This is a genomic window from Bradyrhizobium sp. S3.3.6 (genome assembly GCF_040546905.1).
Lineage (GTDB): Bacteria > Pseudomonadota > Alphaproteobacteria > Rhizobiales > Xanthobacteraceae > Bradyrhizobium > Bradyrhizobium cytisi.
Window position 1 is genome coordinate 1 of the sequence record NZ_JBEPOT010000026.1, and the last position, 18,289, is coordinate 18,289.

General features: G+C 63.7%; 17 protein-coding genes and 1 pseudogene. 6 read left to right on the forward strand and 12 right to left on the reverse strand.

Going from position 1 to position 18,289, the window contains the following annotated elements; genetic code table 11:
• Positions 1–835 precede the first annotated feature (835 nt).
• Positions 836–1,546, forward strand: a complete 711-nt coding sequence (locus tag ABID59_RS37055; protein WP_354086631.1) for a class I SAM-dependent methyltransferase — start codon at positions 836–838, stop codon at positions 1,544–1,546.
• A gap of 471 nt (positions 1,547–2,017) precedes the next feature.
• The gene (locus ABID59_RS37060; RefSeq protein WP_354086632.1) at positions 2,018–2,398 is read left to right on the forward strand and encodes a hypothetical protein; all 381 of its coding nucleotides are present in this window, start codon (positions 2,018–2,020) and stop codon (positions 2,396–2,398) included.
• 17 nt (positions 2,399–2,415) lie between these two features.
• On the opposite strand, the gene ABID59_RS37065 is transcribed toward ABID59_RS37060, so the two are convergent.
• The 6 genes from ABID59_RS37065 to fliI form a co-directional block, all read right to left on the reverse strand.
• Entirely contained in the window at positions 2,416–3,642 is a 1,227-nt protein-coding gene (locus ABID59_RS37065; RefSeq protein ID WP_354086633.1) for an NAD(P)/FAD-dependent oxidoreductase, read from the reverse strand.
• 117 nt (positions 3,643–3,759) lie between these two features.
• A complete protein-coding gene (locus ABID59_RS37070) occupies positions 3,760–4,719 on the reverse strand; it encodes a helix-turn-helix transcriptional regulator (protein ID WP_354086634.1) in 960 nt (319 codons plus the stop codon).
• A gap of 170 nt (positions 4,720–4,889) precedes the next feature.
• On the reverse strand, positions 4,890–5,957 hold the full coding sequence (locus ABID59_RS37075) for an anti-sigma factor (protein ID WP_354086635.1): 1,068 nt from the start codon (positions 5,955–5,957) through the stop codon (positions 4,890–4,892).
• 74 nt (positions 5,958–6,031) lie between these two features.
• Entirely contained in the window at positions 6,032–6,577 is a 546-nt protein-coding gene (locus tag ABID59_RS37080; RefSeq protein WP_354086636.1) for a sigma-70 family RNA polymerase sigma factor, read from the reverse strand.
• 185 nt (positions 6,578–6,762) lie between these two features.
• Positions 6,763–7,182 (reverse strand): flagellar export protein FliJ, encoded by a 420-nt coding sequence (fliJ, locus tag ABID59_RS37085; RefSeq protein WP_128953708.1) that lies wholly within the window; start codon positions 7,180–7,182, stop codon positions 6,763–6,765.
• Positions 7,183–7,302: 120 nt separating this feature from the next.
• Positions 7,303–8,628 (reverse strand): flagellar protein export ATPase FliI, encoded by a 1,326-nt coding sequence (gene fliI, locus ABID59_RS37090; protein WP_354086637.1) that lies wholly within the window; start codon positions 8,626–8,628, stop codon positions 7,303–7,305.
• 443 nt (positions 8,629–9,071) lie between these two features.
• Between fliI and ctrA the strand changes: the two genes are divergently transcribed.
• On the forward strand, positions 9,072–9,773 hold the full coding sequence (ctrA, locus tag ABID59_RS37095) for a response regulator transcription factor CtrA (protein ID WP_007600544.1): 702 nt from the start codon (positions 9,072–9,074) through the stop codon (positions 9,771–9,773).
• An 87-nt stretch (positions 9,774–9,860) separates the two neighbouring features.
• On the opposite strand, the gene ABID59_RS37100 is transcribed toward ctrA, so the two are convergent.
• Positions 9,861–11,444, reverse strand: coding sequence for a hypothetical protein (locus ABID59_RS37100; RefSeq protein ID WP_354086638.1), 1,584 nt, complete (start codon positions 11,442–11,444; stop codon positions 9,861–9,863).
• 74 nt (positions 11,445–11,518) lie between these two features.
• Positions 11,519–13,336, reverse strand: coding sequence for a CHAT domain-containing tetratricopeptide repeat protein (locus tag ABID59_RS37105; RefSeq protein ID WP_354034846.1), 1,818 nt, complete (start codon positions 13,334–13,336; stop codon positions 11,519–11,521).
• A 273-nt stretch (positions 13,337–13,609) separates the two neighbouring features.
• On the opposite strand from ABID59_RS37105, the gene ABID59_RS37110 reads away from it, so the two are divergent.
• From ABID59_RS37110 to ABID59_RS37120, 3 genes are read left to right on the forward strand one after another with little or no spacing between them, the layout of a single operon-like run.
• Complete coding sequence (locus ABID59_RS37110; protein ID WP_128968112.1) at positions 13,610–14,014, forward strand: DUF350 domain-containing protein; 405 nt, start codon at positions 13,610–13,612, stop codon at positions 14,012–14,014.
• A gap of 1 nt (position 14,015) precedes the next feature.
• Positions 14,016–14,423, forward strand: a complete 408-nt coding sequence (locus ABID59_RS37115; protein WP_354086639.1) for a hypothetical protein — start codon at positions 14,016–14,018, stop codon at positions 14,421–14,423.
• Positions 14,424–14,426: 3 nt separating this feature from the next.
• The gene (locus ABID59_RS37120) at positions 14,427–15,587 is read left to right on the forward strand and encodes a glutathionylspermidine synthase family protein (RefSeq protein WP_354086640.1); all 1,161 of its coding nucleotides are present in this window, start codon (positions 14,427–14,429) and stop codon (positions 15,585–15,587) included.
• Between the two features lies 1 nt (position 15,588).
• On the opposite strand, the gene ABID59_RS37125 is transcribed toward ABID59_RS37120, so the two are convergent.
• The 4 genes and pseudogenes from ABID59_RS37125 to ABID59_RS37140 all read right to left on the reverse strand — a co-directional run.
• Positions 15,589–16,461: a CheR family methyltransferase gene (locus ABID59_RS37125; RefSeq protein WP_354086641.1), complete on the reverse strand. Its 873-nt coding sequence runs from the start codon at positions 16,459–16,461 to the stop codon at positions 15,589–15,591.
• Positions 16,458–17,648 carry a protein-glutamate methylesterase/protein-glutamine glutaminase gene (locus ABID59_RS37130; protein ID WP_354086642.1) on the reverse strand — a complete coding sequence of 397 codons (1,191 nt, stop codon included), beginning with the start codon at positions 17,646–17,648 and terminating at the stop codon, positions 16,458–16,460. The genes ABID59_RS37125 and ABID59_RS37130 overlap by 4 nt, the downstream gene beginning before the upstream one ends.
• Positions 17,649–17,718: 70 nt before the next feature.
• Positions 17,719–18,084: a response regulator gene (locus ABID59_RS37135; RefSeq protein ID WP_007600538.1), complete on the reverse strand. Its 366-nt coding sequence runs from the start codon at positions 18,082–18,084 to the stop codon at positions 17,719–17,721.
• Between the two features lie 73 nt (positions 18,085–18,157).
• Positions 18,158–18,289 (reverse strand): annotated as a pseudogene (locus ABID59_RS37140) (chemotaxis protein CheW); the annotation flags it as partial.

Here is an 18,289-nt window from a genome sequence, read left to right on the forward strand (position 1 = left end):
GCGCTCGCAATGACGGAGTGTGAGGCGCGGACATCGTCCTTTCAACTCGCACATCCATCGCAGACACACCTTCTCCATCGCAGACACACCTTCGCGCTCTCGCGGCTCATATCGCCCGAGCTTTGCTTCAGTCGCCTCACCCTCAACTGAAAGAGGGCGCAGGGAAGACCGGGTGCCGGCTGGCACCCGCGGTCCACTGTGCGAAGTTACAGTCAGAAAAGCTGCACAGCGGCATACAGGTGAAGCCAGGACATCCCGGCCTTCCCTGCGCAGTGGTTTGACGGCTTATGTCGTGCTCTCCCCGGGGAGCGATGCGCTATTGCCCCCGTCGCCTCACGGATGACTGATGTGAGGGCCCGGTTGGGCCACACCCATCACCGCAAGACTTGGCGCACAGACTCCGGACGCCAGGACCACACGATTTCGCCGTACGCCGATCACCCCGGTCGTATGCGCGAGGTCTTCGCTCACGGTTGCCCGCCCTGCAAAACCCTTCGCGCCGATGTGACCCACGCCCACCGCCATCCGGCCCGCGTTCGTGACGATCGCGATACGCCCCTCTTCCTTGGGCCGGAGTAGGCGATACATACGCGATTTCCGAATTTCGGTAAAGTGGAATATTTTTGGCCGCGCGGATTGACCGACGGTTTGGGTGTTTTGCCCGACGGGCAACGCAAGGGCTTGTAGATGGGCTCAAGATGTCTTGACAACGAATGGCTTTACTTGGCTAGCTCCACAACCTGATGAAGCGGGGACCTCCGTGGAGCAGCGCTTTACATTCGATCAGATTGCGGAGGCATATAGGGCCTCACGCCCCGACTACCCCGAAGCCCTCGTGGACGACGTGGTTTCGTACGGCAACTTGGGGACGGGCGATCCCGTTCTGGAAGTTGGCTGCGGCACGGGGCAGGCAACCAGGAGCTTCGCGAAGCGAGATTTTCGGATCGTTGCAATCGATCCTGGCCCCGAAATGATCCGCGCTGCGCGTGAGAGCTTGGCCGGTTTTGGTAACGTCGAGCTGGTCGAGACGACACTCGAGGCGTGGCCACAAGACAAAGGGGCGTTCCGACTCATCATCGCTGCGCAGTCGTGGCACTGGGTTTCGCCGGACTTGCGGTTCGTGAAGGCCGCGAAGTTGCTTTCATCGGACGGATCATTGGCCGTCTTCGGGCATGTTCCGACCGGATGGCCCATCCCGTTGCTCGAAAGGTTCAAGGAAATATACCTGCGTCATACGGGCCGCTGGGGGCCCCCGCCGGAAGCCTGGTACCTGCCCAGCGGTCCATTCAAAGGCTGGTTTGACGAGTCGGGATTGTTTGGACCGGTGGAGCACCGCTGCTATCCGTGGAAGTGGCAGCACACAACATCAAGCTATGCCAATTTCCAGGGGACGCGCTCGGATATTCGGATGCTCACGCCAACGATCCGCGACGAGCTGATCAATGACATTTCCAAGGCGATCGATCGTCACGGGGGAGAATTCGAAATGGACTACGAAACTCACCTCTACATGGCCCGCCGGATTGGTGGCGATAAGCAGCTCTGAGTTCGTTGAGAGATCTGGAATTGGATTGGAAGCCGACAGTCGGCAGGAGGCAGGGTAAGATCAGCTATGGGCCAACAACCGACTTAGCGAATGGCATCCATCGGGCGTTTATCGCCGAGCGTGGCTTCGTTTTCTTTGCTACCGATGCTAGCCGCCTGATGTGCCTTTATCCGGCATAAGCCGAGAAGCTAACGTCAGCCGTGGGCCCGTGGGCGATCAAAATTGGGGCCTTCAGAAAAGGGAACGACGGGACGACACGTAAGCTCCCAATGGGCGTTATCGCCGACGTTCTCGTACATCCAATCGATTTCGACACTCTTGGTAAGCCGATCAATCCGGCCAGAGATGGTCGGCCTCCCATTCGCGTACTGGCTGCTGAACCCGACAAGCAAAGGGGTGGTCTTCGTGATCGGTACGACGTTATCAAGGAACGACACTGTTTGACTGCCCGCGCTCACAATGATGCGGAGATTGGCGACGGGGTCCAATTTCAACTCTGCTCCGGATGTAGCCACCAACTTACTTGTTCCGTTGCAAGCCAAAGTGATCGTCGAGAGTTGCTGCTGCGCATCTGCGGACTGCGTCAAGGCAAGCAAAAGAACCGCACAAATCAACCTCATCGACGACAGACCCTCGTTGCTGTGTCAGATGCCATCTTTATCGGCTGACATCATAGCTGCCGAGACCGCCAGCGCAAAGTCGGTTTCAGGTCATTTGGGGACATCGGGAACGCGCCCAAGTCGGCTCAGAGACCCGGAGCGGACGAACAATGGCAATAGCTCCGCTGCAGCCATTCGCTTTGGTGACAAAGCGGACATTGCTTTCGTCGCATTCATCATTTCGCTTGGCTGATGGATGCACGGCCCAGCTCAACGACGCGGCGTCCCATAGGTCGGCGGCGGCGCCTGCACCGTCGGCGCGGCGGCGGCGAATAGATCTTCCTTGCTGCCGGTGAGCGGGGGATAGATGCGCTTGCGGTTGATGGTCTGCTTGGTTGCCTTGGCAGCCTGGCCGGTCGTCCGCACCTCGCGGTCCCAGCCTTCCGTGTAGAGCGCGCCCCAGTCGCCGAGATCGAGCACGGTGACGTACCAGTCGATCCGCAGCGGCAGCAGCGGCTGGCCGGCAAGATCGGCCACCACATTGTGACCGGCGAACCGGCCCATGGGGCGGGCGAACTGGCAGGACATCACGGTCGGATGCAAGCCATCGACCACGCTGGAGGCGACATCGCCGGCGGCGAAGACGCCGGGCAGATCCGCGACCCGCATGAAGGGATCGACCAGAAGGCGCCCGAGGCGGTCGCGCGCGCCCGGAAAGCTTGCGGTCAGCCCGCTCGCGCGCATGCCGGCGCACCAGATCACCGTCTGCGTTGCGATGAACTCGCCCGAGCTCAAGCGAACGCCAGCAGCTTCGATCGACGCGACGCGCACCCCGAGCCGCGCTTCGACGTCGAGCGACGACAGCGCCGTCTCGATAACGGGACGCGCCTGCGCGCCGATCGTGGCACCGACCGTGGAATTGGAATCGACCAGGATAATACGACGATTGCCGATGATGCCCGCGCGCACCAGCCGGTCAGGCAATTCGGCGGCAACCTCGATGCCGGTGAAACCGGCACCCACCACCAGAATTGTCGATCGTGCCGGCGACGGCGGGCTGCGCCCGAGCGAGATCAGGTGATCCTGGAGGCGAAGCGCCGAAGCATAAGTATCGACGTCGAACGCATGCTCCGCCAGGCCCGGAATATCAGGACGCATCACTTCGCTGCCGAGTGCAAGCACGAGGCGATCGTAGCTCAGCGTCTCCTCGCCGCTGCTCGTGACCAGCGAGATCTGGCGCCGCGACGGATCGACGGCCGTGACCTCGCCGATACCGTGCGTGACGCCGATCGGATCGAGCAGTTGCGGAAGCGGCAGCGCGACCTCGCTGAGGTCGACCTCGTAATTGCGCACGCGGATGTTGTGGTAGGGATTGCGGTCGACAACGCGGATCTCGATGTGGCGGCCGGCGGCACCAATCTGGTCGCGCATGCGCGCGGCACCGATGGCCGCCCACAGACCTGCAAACCCGGCGCCGAGCACGACGATACGCGCCATGTGCGTTGACTTCGCTGTTCCAGGGAATCCGACGATCTGCCCCGCGCAGACAGATATAGCTCATTCGTCCGGATCGACCAACTGCGGCCGCGGCGCGCCGCTGCACAAAATCGGGCCTCAGGCCTCGCGCAGTTCCGACGGCGTCGCGCCAAAACGCTTGCGGAAGGCGCGGTTGAAATAGGACAGGTCGGCGAAGCCCGAGGAATGCGCGATGTCGCTGATCTTGCGCGCCCGCGCGCGGGGATCGCCGAGCCATTTTCGCGCGAGCAGCAGGCGCTGCTCGAGCACGAATTCGGTGAAGGTGGTGCCGGCCTGCTCGAACAGCCGCTGCGCCTGGCGCGGGCTGAGCCCCGAGCGGGTGGCGACCTCGGACAGGCAGAGATCGTTGCGGCCGAGTGCAGCCATCACATCGGCGCGCATGAGATCGAGACGGGCCGCCGCATGGCCGCGACCGCGCGCGAGCGCCGCGTGCTCGGCATCGGTGCCAAGCAGCAGGCCGACGAGATCGACCATGTGCTGCGCGGTCAGGCGCTGGCCGACGGCGTCGAGATGCGGTGCCTGATGGGCAGCGAGCGCGTGATAGCGGAAGATGGTCTCGGCGACCGCACCATCCGACAGCACCTGCGACAGCTTCTCCTCGGCGCGCGGATTGATGTCGAGCAGCGCGCGGCGCGGCATGCGGATGGTGGCGAAGCGGTTCTCGTCGGTGTGACCGACGCTGCCGGTGATGCCCATATCGGCAAGCGTCATCTGCGCCGGCGCGAGCTCGACGGTGTGGCCGTTCTGCCGGACGTTGACGACGCCGGCATGCGCGGCGATCAGCACGAGATCGTCGCTGCCGTCGGCGAGACCGCTCTGCGTGCGCGAATAGTGTGCGGAGGCCCCCTCGGGAATGGCGAGCGCAATATTATCGACCACGCTGATCTGCAGCCGGCAATCGATGCTGTCGCCCTGGCTCGGTCCGATCTCGAGGCCACAGGACCCCAAGGCCCTGTCGCGCCAGTGCTCGAATGCCGGCCCCTGCGGCAGGCCGGCATATTGGTGAATAAAGACGCCCGGCGGCTTGGCTGCATCCATCTGATTTCTAGCCCCTTTCCGGCACCATGATCGGCGGTGCCGACTGCAAATTCCGGGCATTTGACGCCGGGACATGCATGGAGGTTCAAATCACAGACGGATTCAGCCAGACTTGTCGAATTACGACGGCGAAATGGACCGCAGCGACAATTTATGCGCCCTTGTGGCGACTACTTCTTCGCCGGCAACTGCGGCTGGGACGGCGGCACGGTCTCAATCAGCTTGCCGGAAAACACCGGCGCCGAGGTCGGCTGGCCGTTGGGCGAGCCGCCCGACTGCTCGACCGTGACGGCATAGGTTGCGCCATTGACGACATCGGCATCGTAGCCGGCGAGCACCGGGCGCGCCGTGAAGTCGCCGCTGCCGATCACGCCCAGCGAACGCGGGCGCGGCAACCTGTCGGAGATCAGCCAGAGCTCAAAACTCTTGCCCGGCTCCGGCGTCGCGCCGACCTTGCGCACCGTGAAGTTCTTGGTCGCCCCGTCAATGGTGAGGATGAAGGCGGGGCCGCCGCTCTGGCCCTGCAACAGCGCGACATATTGCGCGGGCGAAGACAGCGGCGCGGCCGGTGTCTTGAGCTCGACCGTCTGGATACGCGGTGCGGGCCGCAGCGCGCCCGGCAGCGCATCGGGCAGGAAGATCTGAAGCGATAGCGTCACCAGCAATGCGGCCGCAAGCGCACCCACGGCGGAGGCGATCGTGCGCCAGCGCTTCACGCGGCCCTCGAGATGGATCACCTTGCTGCCGTCGACGACCGGCGCCTGCGTCACCGGTGCGACGCTCGGATCGGGCGCATGGGTCTGCGGCACGAACTGCGGCGGAAAAATCGGAACGGCATCGGAATTGGATTCCGGCGACGGCACGTCCGGCGACGGAGGCTCCGGCGTCGGCGGACCTGTCGTTGAAGACTCTGTCGCTGAAGGCTCTGTCGCCGAAGATTCGGGCGATGAAGGCTCCGGTGAATAGAACTCCGGCAGTGGCGGCGCTGCCTCGGGCGAATCCTGCGACGATAGCGTCCGCGCGATCTCGCGCCGGATGTTCTCCCACACGATCGGCCGCGGCTCGATCGTGCCGACCATCTGGTTGAGGACGCCGAGCCGGAATTCCCACGACTGCACCAAGGCGGCGAACTCCTGGTCCACCGCCATCATGGTCGCGACCTGCGCGCGCTCGTCGGCATCGAGTGTGCCGAGCGCATATTCCGCGGCGAGCACGATATGGTCCTCGCTATAGGCCATCACTTTCCTTCAGCTCTCCCGAAGGGAGAGGTGAAACAAGAACGCTGCGTCAGCATAGGCACTCTCATCATCCACTAAAGTCCGAGGCACTCCCGGATATCCAACATGCTGCGCCGGAGCCACGTCTTCACCGTGTTGACGGGCGCGACGAATTTCTCCGCCAGTTGCTCGCGGCTCCAGCCGTTGTAATAGGCGAGAAGCACGAGCCGCTGACGGTCCGGCTCGAGGCGGCCAATACATTCCAGCAGCCGCTTCAACTCCTCGGACATCTCCCGGCGCGCCAGGGGATCGGGACTGTCGGCGGCGACGTCCATCGCCTGCGGCTCCTCCTCGATGGAGGCCTCCGTCTTCTTGCGCACGATATCGATGGCGCGGTTGCGCGCGATCGACGCCATCCACGTGATCGGCGATGACAGCGTCGGATTGAACCGGCCGGCGCTGTTCCATATCTTGACGTAGGTCTCCTGAATGACCTCCTCTGCGAGATCCTGCCGGCGCAAGATACGGAGCACGACGCCATAGAGTTTCGCGCGCGTGGCGCCGTAGAGGCGCTCGAACGCGGCCTGGTCGCGCTTCGCCACCGCCTCGATCAGCCCGACCAGCTCTGCTGGCGTCAGCATTCAGCCCCCCAACGCTCAAGGCCCCGCCGCATCCGCGCGGACCCCGGCACTCCGCTACCATAGCGCGCGGCCAAGCCGGTCACCAAGAGCCGGCGCGCCACGCTGTGGACAGCACACGCAAAAACCCGGACCTTGCGGGTCCGGGCTCGCAAATTCTCTGGCGATCTTGACCGCTGGCGGCGCCTTCAGGCAACGGCGCCGATGCGGGAGCGCATCAGGCCGATGCTGTCGAGATCGGCCTGCTCGCGGGCGTTTTCTTCGGCGCGCTCGCGAGCCTGGTCGCGCTCGTCCAGGAGCTCGACCTTCTTCAGCTCCTCGAAAGCCTCGCCGAGCGCGGCCTTGGCCTCCTCGAGCTGGCCCTTCAGCTCGTCGGCCGAGCGGGTCAGGTTCTCGCGGCGCTGGATGGCGGCCTTGGCATAGGTCGGATAGGCGAAATGCGCGGGATCGTTGATCCCGGCGCGATCCTGCTCGGTCTGGATCTCGCGATCCAGATCGGTCGACATCCGCTGGAAGTCGGCGATCATGGACTCGATCTGGGCGACCCGGCGGCGCTTCTCGTCGACCTGAAACTTCTTCAGGCGGATGAGGGTATCACGTGACTTCATCGACTCGTACTCCCCAGAAGTCCCTTGGCTGCACGTGGGACGACACCAGTCTCCCCACAGGCCCGATTGGGGCCAAGACCGGCTCTGCTACTCTGTGGATCGGATGATGACGGGACAAAGTTAGCGTTCCGTTTCCAAATTGCCGAGGATTTGCGCCAACTGGCGGTAGCCATCGGCCAGCGAGGCATTTTCGTCCTTGCCCTGGCGCAGGAAAGCCTCCAGCGGCTCGTGCAGGCGGATCGCCTCGTCGACCTCGGGGCTGGAGCCGGCCCGGTAGGCGCCGAGCCGGATCAGCTCCTCCATGTCGGCATAGGTGGCCATCACCGCCCGCGCCTTCTGGATGGTCGGCCAGAACTGCGGATCGGCCGATTTCGGCATGGTGCGGGAGACCGACCTGAGGATGTTGATGGCGGGATAGCGGCCGCGCTCCGCGATCGAGCGCTGCATCACGATGTGGCCGTCGAGGATGCCGCGGACGGCGTCGGCGATCGGCTCGTTGTGATCGTCGCCGTCGACCAGCACCGTGAAGATCGCGGTGATCGCGCCCTCGCCGAGCCCCGGTCCGGCGCGCTCAAGAAGCTTCGGCAGCTCGGTGAAGACGGTCGGCGTGTAGCCCTTGGCGGTCGGCGGCTCGCCGGCGGACAGCCCGATCTCGCGCTGGGCCATGGCGAAACGCGTCACCGAGTCCATCAGGCAGAGAACGTCCTGGCCCTCGTCGCGAAAATATTCGGCGACCGCGAGCGTCAGGTAGGCGGCCTGCCGCCGCATCAGGGCCGGCTCGTCGGAGGTCGCGACCACCACGACGGAGCGCGCCAGGCCCTCCTCGCCGAGGTCGTCCTGCAAGAACTCCTGCACCTCGCGGCCGCGTTCGCCGATCAGCCCGATGACGCTGACCGCGGCATCGACGTTGCGCGCGAGCATCGAGAGCAGCACGGATTTGCCGACGCCGGAACCCGCGAAGATGCCCATGCGCTGGCCGCGGCAGCAGGTGAGGAAGGTGTTCATCGCGCGCACGCCGAGATCGAGCGGCGCGCCGACGCGCTTGCGCGAATGCGCCGGCGGCGGCGAATTGCGATACGGCATCGGGGAAGCGCCTTGCGGCAATGGTCCCTTGCCGTCGATCGGTTCGCCCAGCGCATTGACGACGCGGCCGAGCCAGGCCGACGACGGGCGCACCTGATTGGCGGCATTGGCGATGACGGCCTTGCAGCCGCGACGCACGCCGTCGAGGCCGGCGAACGGCATCACGACCGCGTTGTTGCCGGAGAAGCCGATCACCTCGCAGGGAATGGAACGGTTGGCGCCGGTCTCGATCACGAGCCGCGCACCGACCGACATCGCGTGGATCGGGCCGGCGACCTCGACCATGAGGCCGCGCACGCCGACCACACGGCCATAGATATTGACGCCGTCGATATCGCCGACCTGTTCGGCAAGAGCTTTCATAGAGCAGCCTTCATGGAGCAGCCTTCATAAGAGGGCCTTCATAGGGGACGCGCCTTCATGATCGGGGCCTTCGTGGCGAAACCCTTAAGTTTCGCCATATTTCTGAACGGCGCTTAACCTCGTGTTTACCCGCATCGTTAATCATTGCGTCACTGTCTTTGTGACTGAGCGCGACTCCCCTTCAGAAGAAGGCTGAGTCGTGGGAGTCGGTTAGGCCCGTCTCTTAAAGTGGAGCTTGAACGGAGCGGAGTAACAAAAGCTGCTTCCTACGCAAGACCTTAGGGCGATTCGAGAAAAATTGCACCAAGGGGACTTGCGTTCCAGAATCAGGATTTGTTAACCATCTGTCGTCAGGATCCGAATCAGTTGTTCAAAGGCGTTTAGTTGAGTGCCGCGAATGCGGCCGACCTGACGCCCAGGAGCGGCGACTATGGGGAACTGGCATGCGCGTTTTGCTGATTGAAGATGACAGCGCCGTCGCGCAGTCGATCGAGCTGATGCTGAAGTCTGAGAGCTTCAATGTCTACACGACCGATTTGGGGGAAGAAGGCGTCGATCTCGGAAAATTATACGATTACGACATTATCCTTCTCGACCTCAACCTGCCCGACATGTCCGGCTACGACGTGCTCAAGCAGCTTCGGGTCTCCAAGATCAAGACGCCGATCCTGATCCTCTCCGGCCTCGCCGGCATCGAGGACAAGGTCAAGGGTCTCGGCGTCGGCGCCGACGACTACATGACCAAACCGTTCCATAAAGACGAGCTGGTTGCCCGCATCCATGCGATCGTGCGCCGCTCCAAGGGTCACGCCCAGTCGGTCATCCAGACCGGCGACCTCGTCGTCAACCTCGACACCAAGACGGTCGAAGTCGGTGGCCAGCGCGTGCACCTGACCGGCAAGGAATACCAGATGCTGGAGCTGCTCTCGCTCCGCAAGGGCACGACCCTCACCAAGGAAATGTTCCTCAACCACCTCTATGGCGGCATGGACGAGCCCGAGCTGAAGATCATCGACGTCTTCATCTGCAAGCTCCGCAAGAAGCTCGCCAACGCTTCCGAGGGACGCAACTTCATCGAGACCGTGTGGGGCCGCGGCTACGTGCTGCGCGAGCCGCACGAGGTCGAAGAGCGCATTCCGGCCTGATCAGTTTACGTCGCGAGCCATTCGGGGCTTGCTCCTCCCAGCCTGGACCCCGCCGCGAATGGCGGGGTTTTTGTTTTTGGGGCTTCGTCAGGCGCTCACCAGCGAGGCGGTGGCGAGAGGCGCGCTCCTGACCGGGACGCGTGCGGCCGCCTCGCGCAGCCAGGCAATCAACGCGTAGCCGATGATGAATCCGAACGCGAAGGTCGGGAGCACGAAGGACCAGAAGAACGCCCAGCCGGAGACGTTGTCGACGACCTCCATGACCGGCATCGGGCTGACCTGGTGGATGCCCAGCAGCACCCACAGCAGCACCGTCATGCCGCCACCGAAGACGAGGCCGTCGCGCATCCGCCGTGTCTTGCGCGACCGCCTGCCCCAGGTCGAATCCTGCACCAGCAGCGCCGCCATCGCCGCGATCCCCCAAGGAAAGGTCAAGAGCGGCAGTTCGTGCAAGACCACGTCGAGATAGGGCTTTTGCGGAAACTGGTAGAAGTCGAAGGCGGCCTGAATCGGGAAAAGGATCAGGGCACTCCAGAGACCGATGGTGAGAATGAATCCGACCGGCAGCCGGCCGAAGATGGTCTCGTTCGCAAACGCGTACTGCCGCTTGAAATAATAGACCAGCCAGAAGTTCACGATCAGGTACAGCGGCGTCATCAGCAGCGTCCGCATCATGCCGACATATTGGTCTCCAGGCATGTGGACGACCTTGCCGGACCCGAGCAGCCACGCTAGGCACCAGACGAAGGCGAAGGCCGCCACGACCGCCACGACCTTGACGATACCGGGTGGGGCCGGCTCCAGCACGAAGCCGATTGCCCCTAACCTTTTTCTGCTGCGGGCAAAGGTCCACTCGCCGGCGAGCGCGGCGCGCGCTGCGAACAGCAGGAGATTGTTGAGCAGGGAATCCATGTCCTTGCGCAGATCCTCCAGCATGCATCCCGCCGCGGTCTGGGCGGCCAGCTGAAGCTGGCTGACCGCACTATGGCGGGTCGAGAGCTGATCGAGCGCCTGCCAGTCGTCCGGCTCGACCTGGCTGTCCTCCATGATCGCACCGTAGATCTCGGCGCTGCTCTTGAGCACGCGGACGGTGCGGAAGCAGAGAGAATCGTAGACCGCAAGCAGCTCGGCATAGAGATCGGAATTGCGCTCCATGAAGGCATCATGCTCGGCGGCCCAGCGCTCGAGATGGAGCATCAGCGCCGAGATCTTGAGGAAGCGCGACTGGATCGCGGTCGATTGCGTGGCGCGGAAATCATCGACCTGATAGCCGACCCTGGAGAGCTTGCGCTGGAGGCTCTGCATATCGTCTGGGGCGACCTGGAACGGCGACGCGGCCAGCGCGTCGCGCAGCGCGAACGCCCTGACGGGAATGCCGGCCAGCTCCTGGCAGAATTTCCGCCACGCCTTCGGCGCGACCGGAATGAGCCAGGCGAACATCAGGAGCCAGACCGCGGCGAGCGGCGACAGCTTATCGGGAAGAACAGCGTAGATCACCAGAAACGGCGTGATGAAGACGGCGAGGCCGAACAAGAACAGCGGCCGCGTCGTGAACGAGCGGGTCCCCTTCAGGGTGTGAAATCTGAACCAGTAGAACAGCACGACCAGAAGCGGTCCGCCGAAGGACTCGAGGATCGCATTCAGGGGGTCTACGACATCAGCAAGCGGCACGATGAACTCCTATTGCTAGGGTTCGTTGTTGAAAGGCGCGCCGGACACCGCGGCGTCCGGCGGTCGCGTGAGAGTCACGCAGCCTGGGCGAACATCTTGGCCTTCTGGACCAGGAGATCGATATTGTCCGGAGCCAGCGCAATCGCGCTGTCCATATCGTTCTGGGCCTTCGCTACGTCCTTGATCTGGGCATAGGCGTTGGCCCGGGACACCAGATATTTCGGCTCGTTCTCGTTGGTCGCGATTGCCGTGCCGAAGGCCTTGATGGCCTCCTCGAGATAGCCACGCTTGTCGTCGATGCCGGCGGCCGTCATGCTGACGATGCCCCTGATCCAGTAGAATTCCGGGTTCTTCGGCTTGAGCTTGATCGCTTCGGTGATGTCGTTGAGCGCATTTTCGTAAAGACCGACGGTCACGTTGAAATTGGCGCGGCGCACGAAATATTCGGGCTTCGCCGGATCAAGCTTCAGCATGTAGGCGAAGCTCGCGGCGGCTTTCGGAATCTGCTTCTGCTTGTGTTGAAGCGTGCCGAGATCGAAATAGACTTTTGCGAGCCGAACCGAAAGTTCGCCGTCATCCGCGAGCAGGCCGTGCAGCTCCTGCCCGCGCCGGGTCAGCTCCTCCAGCGCCTCGATCGTGGCGGGACCGGCGGCGAGTGCTTCCATGAATTCGTCGCGCCGCTGCCGCAGCATGTCTTTCGAGAGGCGCGCGGCCTCGGCCGGGGTCGGCAGCGGCTGCGGCGCTTCGACGTCAAAGATCCGGCCGTCGGACGAGCGCATATAGAGGACCGGGATTCCCCATTCGACGCGGGACTTCTCCTGGATGAATTTGCGCGCAAGTGTCACCGCATCGTCGATCGAACGATTGCCGGCAAGTGCCGCGTAAAACCCCTCCGACATCGAAATCGCGGCACTGTCGGTGATCGGAAACTGCATCGCCACCACGGCGGGCAGCCATCCCGTCTTCATCAACCCGATCGCAGGATTGCCGAAGCGATCGCCGACATTGATCCGGGCGCTCTCGCAGCAATTGAGCATGATCAGGCGCATGCTCCGCTTTGCCCCAGTCAGCATCATCGCAAGATCGGAGGCGAACTTCTTCACCGGCCTGCCGTCCTCGTCGACCATGACGACGAAGCCGCTCGCGCCGGCCCCGGGCGAGGCTTCCTCAACCCCGCCATGCCCGATGAAATGGAAGATGTGCCATTCGCCCTCCAACAGCTTCTTCATCAGGTCTCGTCCGCTCCCGCCCGGGACCCACTGGAAATCGACCTTGCCTTCGTGCTGGAGGGAATCGATGCCCTTGTTGATGCGGTCGCGCTCCTTGACGACATTGAGCTTCGGCCATTCGCTGGTCGATGGGTCGGCGATCATGCCGAGAATGCGCAGTGGCCCTTTGACGCCCATCCGGCCCACGCTGCCGGCGGTTTCGAGATAGCGCACGATGGGCCGCGTCAAGCTGACGAAACCGGGCATGTCGTCTTCGTCGTAGAGATATTCCCACGGCAGTCCGGCAAGATCGGCCGCCTCGATCCGCAGCTTGATCCTCAAATCCTGGGCTGCGCCCTTGCTGCGCTCGTAGATCCGCTGGATCGAGGGCACGTCGGTGAAGACGCTGCGGAACACGCCGCGCCCGAAATCCCGCAGCACCTGTTCGCCACGCGTCGTCGGGCCCTGCCGATTTTTGTCGTCGATTTCCAGCACAGCGTTTTCCAGCTCGCCGCGCAACTTGGCCAATTCGCCGGGCGCAGAGAACCAGAACTTCACCTGTGCCTTCGGCGCCTCACCCGCCGGCGACCTGACGACACGACCGTAATATTGCTGAGGGCCGCCACCCACGGGCAGATCGGAGCCGATCTCGAGCTCGAAATCTTCGTATTCGGCAACAGGCATTTTGCGCCTCACTCAACAAGATTTTGATCTGAACGAAGAAGCCCTCGAATGTGCGTGGCCGATCGCAATCAGGACGACCGTGAAAACAATGCGCGAGACTATCACATGCAACCTCGAGACGCATTTGTGAAGCATGTCTCATGCGGCCCGATATTTTGTGCAGTGCCGGGGCGTACCACAGGGCCGGCTTGTTTCTGGGGATCGAACCTGTTCGACCGATGCGGCGACTAAGCGATCGTGCCAGAATTCACGGCGCCAACGTTGGACCTCCCCATGATCCTGCAATCGCTCGCCGGCCTGCCCGCCTTCCTGGTCTATTTTTGCACCGGGCTAATCGCGATAGTGGCATATCTCTTCGTTTACACGCGGATCACGCCGCACAACGAGTTTCAGCTGATCCGCGACAACGATCCAGCGGCTGCGATTGCGCTCGGCCTCAGCCTGCTCGGCTTCGTGGCGCCGCTGTTCAGCGCGATCGCGCATTCGGCCAACGTGCTGGACTGCCTGATCTGGGCTGCAATCGCGCTGATCGTGCAAGTTGCCGTGTTTTACATCGTGAAAATCCCGGTGCCGAACCTGTCGGGGCGGATCGCCGCCGGCGAGCTGGCGCCCGCGATCTGGCTCGGCCTGTCCTCGCTCGCCGCGGGCCTCCTGAACGCTGCCTGCATGATCTACTGATATGGCAGCGAAGCCTCCGACCAAGGATTTCGGCAAGCGCAGGCCCGCACCCGCGCCGCCGGCCCCGCGCGAGCCGGTGAAACGCTCGGGCCATGTCGCGCTGCTGATGATGGGGACGATCGCGGCCGGCACCACGGCCTACACGCTGATACCGCACCGAAGCTGCGACCCCTCTCCTCCCGGGGCGGCAGTTGCCGGGGCGACAGTCCCCGGGGCGGCGGCGCCGACGCAGACGACGAACTGCAGCAGCTCGTCAGGCGGCACCTCGCACTGGTCCTCGCGGTCGGGTTTCTACAGCAGCGACTCCTCGAGCCATTCCTCGTCAGGGACGTCGTCCGATTCCGGCTCCGGTGGCGTCACGCGCGGCGGCTTCGGCTCGTTTGCGCATGGCTTCTCGGGCGGCGGCTGACACATGCAACGCATCATTTGTCCCGAGCGCGACGACTGGCAACAGACCGCCGAGCAATGCGGCTTCGCCTTCCACACCATCGACGGCGAGCGTTATTGGGACGAGCGCGCCTATTATGCCTTCACGCTCGACGAGATCGAGCGCTCTATCGAAACGCCGACCGGCGAGATCGATGCGATGTGCCTGGATCTCGCCGGTCACGTGATCGGCGACGAGCGCCATTTGCGGCGGCTCAAAATTCCGGAAGCGTTTTGGGACCTGATCGCGGAAAGCTGGGAGCGAGACGACTGCAGCCTCTACGGCCGGCTCGACCTGAAATTCGACGGCGACGGCCCGGCAAAGCTGCTCGAATACAATGCGGACACGCCGACCTCGATCTTCGAGGCTGCGGTGTTTCAATGGACCTGGCTCGAGCAGGCGATCGGGCGGCGCATCGTTCCCGCCCGCGCCGACCAGTTCAACTCCATTCACGAGCGGCTGATCGAGGCGTGGAAAGCGATCGGCGCGGGCGGGCATCTGCATCTCACAGGCACGACTGGCAACGAAGAGGACGCGGGCACGCTCGCTTATCTCGAAGACACCGCGCGCCAGGCAGGCCTCTCGACCACGCTGCTCGACATCGAAGAAATTGGCTGGCGCGATGAGGCCGGCGGCTTCGTCGATCTCGACGACCGCGACATCGAGCTGGTCTTCAAGCTCTACCCCTGGGAATGGATGTTCCACGACGCTTTCGGTGCAAAGCTTGCCGGCGCTCCGACGCGCTGGATCGAGCCACCATGGAAGGCGGTGCTCTCCAACAAGGGCATCCTGCCGCTGCTCTGGGAGATGTTTCCGAACCATCCCAATCTGCTGCCGGCCTTCTTCGAGGACGATCCACGTGCAGCCGAGCTCGGCAGCTCCTACGTCCGCAAGCCCCTACTGTCGCGCGAAGGCGCCAATGTCACGCTGGTGTCGGCCGGTGTTTCGCTTGACGAACACGCAGGCCCGTATGGCGCGGAAGGATTTATTCGCCAGGCGCTCTCGCCGCTCCCGAACTTTTCAGGCGTCTATCCCGTGGTGGGAAGCTGGCTGGTGAACCACGAGCCATGCGGGCTTTCGATCCGCGAAGACGGGAGCCCGATCACGGGCAACGGCTCGCGGTTTTTGCCGCATGCGATCTTGTAGATCACCTTGCCGCGGCGACCTTCAGCGGTTGCGGCATCAGTCCCCCCATCGCCCGGCCGGAGCGCGCCGGATTGAGCTGGTAGAGACCGCGGCGGTCGGAGATCGGACGGAATGCGTCGGTGATGCCGACGACGGATTCGGCGGCGCCGAGCAACAGCGTGCCGTCCGCTTCCAGGCCCTTCGCCATGCGCTCGAAGATCACGGCTTTGGTGTCCTGGTCGAAATAGATCAGCACGTTGCGGCAGAAGATCACGTCGAACGTGCCGAGATGGGAGAAGTCCTGCAACAGATTGAGCTGGCGGAACTGCACCTTCGCGCGAATATCGGCATTGAGCTGCCAGACCTCGTTGGACTGGGTGAAGTATTTCATCAGGAGCTGGATCGGCAGGCCGCGCTGCACCTCGAACTGGCTGTAGACGCCGGCCTTGGATTTCTCCAGCACCTCCTGCGACAGATCGGTGGCGACGATCTCGATGCGCCAGCCCGCGAGCGCGGTGCCCATCTCCTTCAGGCACATCGCGATCGAATAGGGCTCCTGCCCCGTCGACGAAGCCGCCGACCAGATGCGCAACGATTTGCGCGCGGCACGCGCCTGGATCAGGCCGGGCATGATGCTGTCGCGCAGATGATCGAACGGGATCTTGTCGCGAAAGAAGAAGGTCTCGTTGGTGGTCATGGCCTCGACCACGTCGGTCGCAAGCCGGCCATCGCCGTTCCTGATCTTGAGCACGAGATCGGGGATACCTGATAGGCTTGCCTTGCGGGCCAGCGGCAGCAGCCGGCTCTCGACCAGATACTGCTTGTCGGGCGAGAGATCGAGACCGGAGCGCTCTTTCAGGAACTTGCGCAGATACTCGTAGTCCGCAGGCGTCACGAGCGATCTCCCGCGAACAGGCGGTTGACCTTGGCGCCGATCTGGTTGAGCGGCAGGATCGCCGCGCAGATGCCGGCATGGGCAGCCGCACCGGGCATGCCCCATACCACGCTGGAGGCTTCATCCTGCGCGATCACGCTGCCACCGGCAGCGACGATGTCCTTGCCGCCGCGCATGCCGTCCGAGCCCATGCCCGTCAGGATCACGGAGAGGATGTTGCCGTGCCAGATGTCGATGGCGGAGGTGAAGAGCGGGTCAACCGCGGGCTTGCAGAAATTGACCGCGGGGCCGTCGTCGAGCGCGATCGCCACGTCCGCGCCGCTGCGCACCACGCGCATGTGCTTGCCGCCGGGCGCGAGATAGATGCGCCCCGGCTTCACCGGCTCGCCATCGACCGCCTCGGCTGCCGGCCGGCGGCTCGAACGCGCGAGGTGCTCGGCGAGAATGGTGGTGAAGGTTGGGGGCATGTGCTGGGTGATCAGCACCGGAACGCGGTCGATCACCGGGCCAAGCTCGGTGACCAGCGCCATCAGCGCCTGCGGGCCACCGGTCGAAGAGCCGATCAGCAGCACCTTTGGCATCTGGGTCGAGAACGGACGCGTGGTCAGCGGCCCCGACGACAGGGGATGGATGGCCGGTGCTGGCGAGGCAGGCCGCGCAATCGGTCCGCGCGCGGCCGGAGCCGGGCTCGCCGGCGCCAGCGGCGGGCTTGAAACCGCAGGCTTCCTGCGCAACCGCGCGCCGAGATGACGGATCTTCTGGATCAGATCGTGATGGAAGATGTCCGCGGCGGACGTCTCGCGTGTCGATTCCGGTTTCGGAATGTAGTCGGCCGCGCCGAGCGACAGCGCCTTGAAGCTGATCTCCGCGTTGCGGCGGGTCAGCGTCGAGGCCATGATGATGACGAGATCGCGCTTCTTCGCCAAGAGCTGCGGCAGCGCCGAGATGCCGTCGAGCTCGGGCATTTCGATGTCGAGCACGGCAACGTCGGGGCTGATGCGTTCGATCTGGTTGACCGCCTCGAGCCCGGTGCGCAGCGAGGCAGCGACCTCCATATCGTGCTCGGCACCGATCCAGCGCGAGATCAGACCGCGAATGACGACGGAGTCGTCGACGATCATCACTCGCAGCGGTCCCGCTTCGCGCGACGAGCCCGTGGCCGAATTACCTGCGAACGCAATACTCATTACTCACCAACTCAGACTGAAACGGTTTAGTTGAAAACGCCGAAGGAGCCGTTCAGCCTTCGGTGTTCGCTCAGATCAAGCCGACTTCCTGGAACTTCGCCGTCACGATGTCCTTGTCGAACGGCTTCATGATGTACTCGTTGGCACCGGCGTGCAGCGCGCGCGCAATATGGGCGACGTCGTTCTCGGTGGTGCAGAACACCACCTTGGGCTGGTCGCCGCCGGGCATGCGGCGCAGATGGCCGAGGAATTCGTAGCCATCCATCACCGGCATGTTCCAGTCGAGCAGCACGGCGTCGGGCAACCCGCGCTTGCAGGCCTCGAGCGCCTTCTCACCGTCCTCGGCTTCGAGAATCTGGAAGTCGAGGCCTTCCAAGATCCGGCGCGCAACCTTGCGGATGACGCTGGAATCATCAACGACGAGACACGTTCTCATGTGAACCTCTGCTTCTGATCCCCTTTGCGGGGGAACTTCCAATTGCGAGTACGTCGGCGGCGCTGCCGCCGTATCAGGCCGCCATCATCTCGGGCGCGAGCTCGAGGACGCGATCGACGTCGAGGACGACCATGAGCTGGCCGTCGAGACGGTGGACACCGCCGGCGAGCTTGGCCATGCGGGGGTCGAGGTTGACGGGGTTGTC

Bases quoted from the DNA above. Each gene is read 5' to 3' on its own strand.
- ABID59_RS37065 (WP_354086633.1), bottom strand. From the start codon at position 3,642: ATGGCGCGTATCGTCGTGCTCGGCGCCGGGTTTGCAGGTCTGTGGGCG.
- ABID59_RS37070 (WP_354086634.1), bottom strand. From the start codon at position 4,719: ATGGATGCAGCCAAGCCGCCGGGCGTCTTTATTCACCAATATGCCGGC.
- ABID59_RS37075 (WP_354086635.1), bottom strand. From the start codon at position 5,957: ATGGCCTATAGCGAGGACCATATCGTGCTCGCCGCGGAATATGCGCTC.
- ABID59_RS37080 (WP_354086636.1), bottom strand. From the start codon at position 6,577: ATGCTGACGCCAGCAGAGCTGGTCGGGCTGATCGAGGCGGTGGCGAAG.
- fliJ (WP_128953708.1), bottom strand. From the start codon at position 7,182: ATGAAGTCACGTGATACCCTCATCCGCCTGAAGAAGTTTCAGGTCGAC.
- fliI (WP_354086637.1), bottom strand. From the start codon at position 8,628: ATGAAAGCTCTTGCCGAACAGGTCGGCGATATCGACGGCGTCAATATC.
- ctrA (WP_007600544.1), top strand. From the start codon at position 9,072: ATGCGCGTTTTGCTGATTGAAGATGACAGCGCCGTCGCGCAGTCGATC.
- ABID59_RS37105 (WP_354034846.1), bottom strand. From the start codon at position 13,336: ATGCCTGTTGCCGAATACGAAGATTTCGAGCTCGAGATCGGCTCCGAT.
- ABID59_RS37110 (WP_128968112.1), top strand. From the start codon at position 13,610: ATGATCCTGCAATCGCTCGCCGGCCTGCCCGCCTTCCTGGTCTATTTT.
- ABID59_RS37115 (WP_354086639.1), top strand. From the start codon at position 14,016: ATGGCAGCGAAGCCTCCGACCAAGGATTTCGGCAAGCGCAGGCCCGCA.
- ABID59_RS37120 (WP_354086640.1), top strand. From the start codon at position 14,427: ATGCAACGCATCATTTGTCCCGAGCGCGACGACTGGCAACAGACCGCC.
- ABID59_RS37130 (WP_354086642.1), bottom strand. From the start codon at position 17,648: ATGAGTATTGCGTTCGCAGGTAATTCGGCCACGGGCTCGTCGCGCGAA.
- ABID59_RS37135 (WP_007600538.1), bottom strand. From the start codon at position 18,084: ATGAGAACGTGTCTCGTCGTTGATGATTCCAGCGTCATCCGCAAGGTT.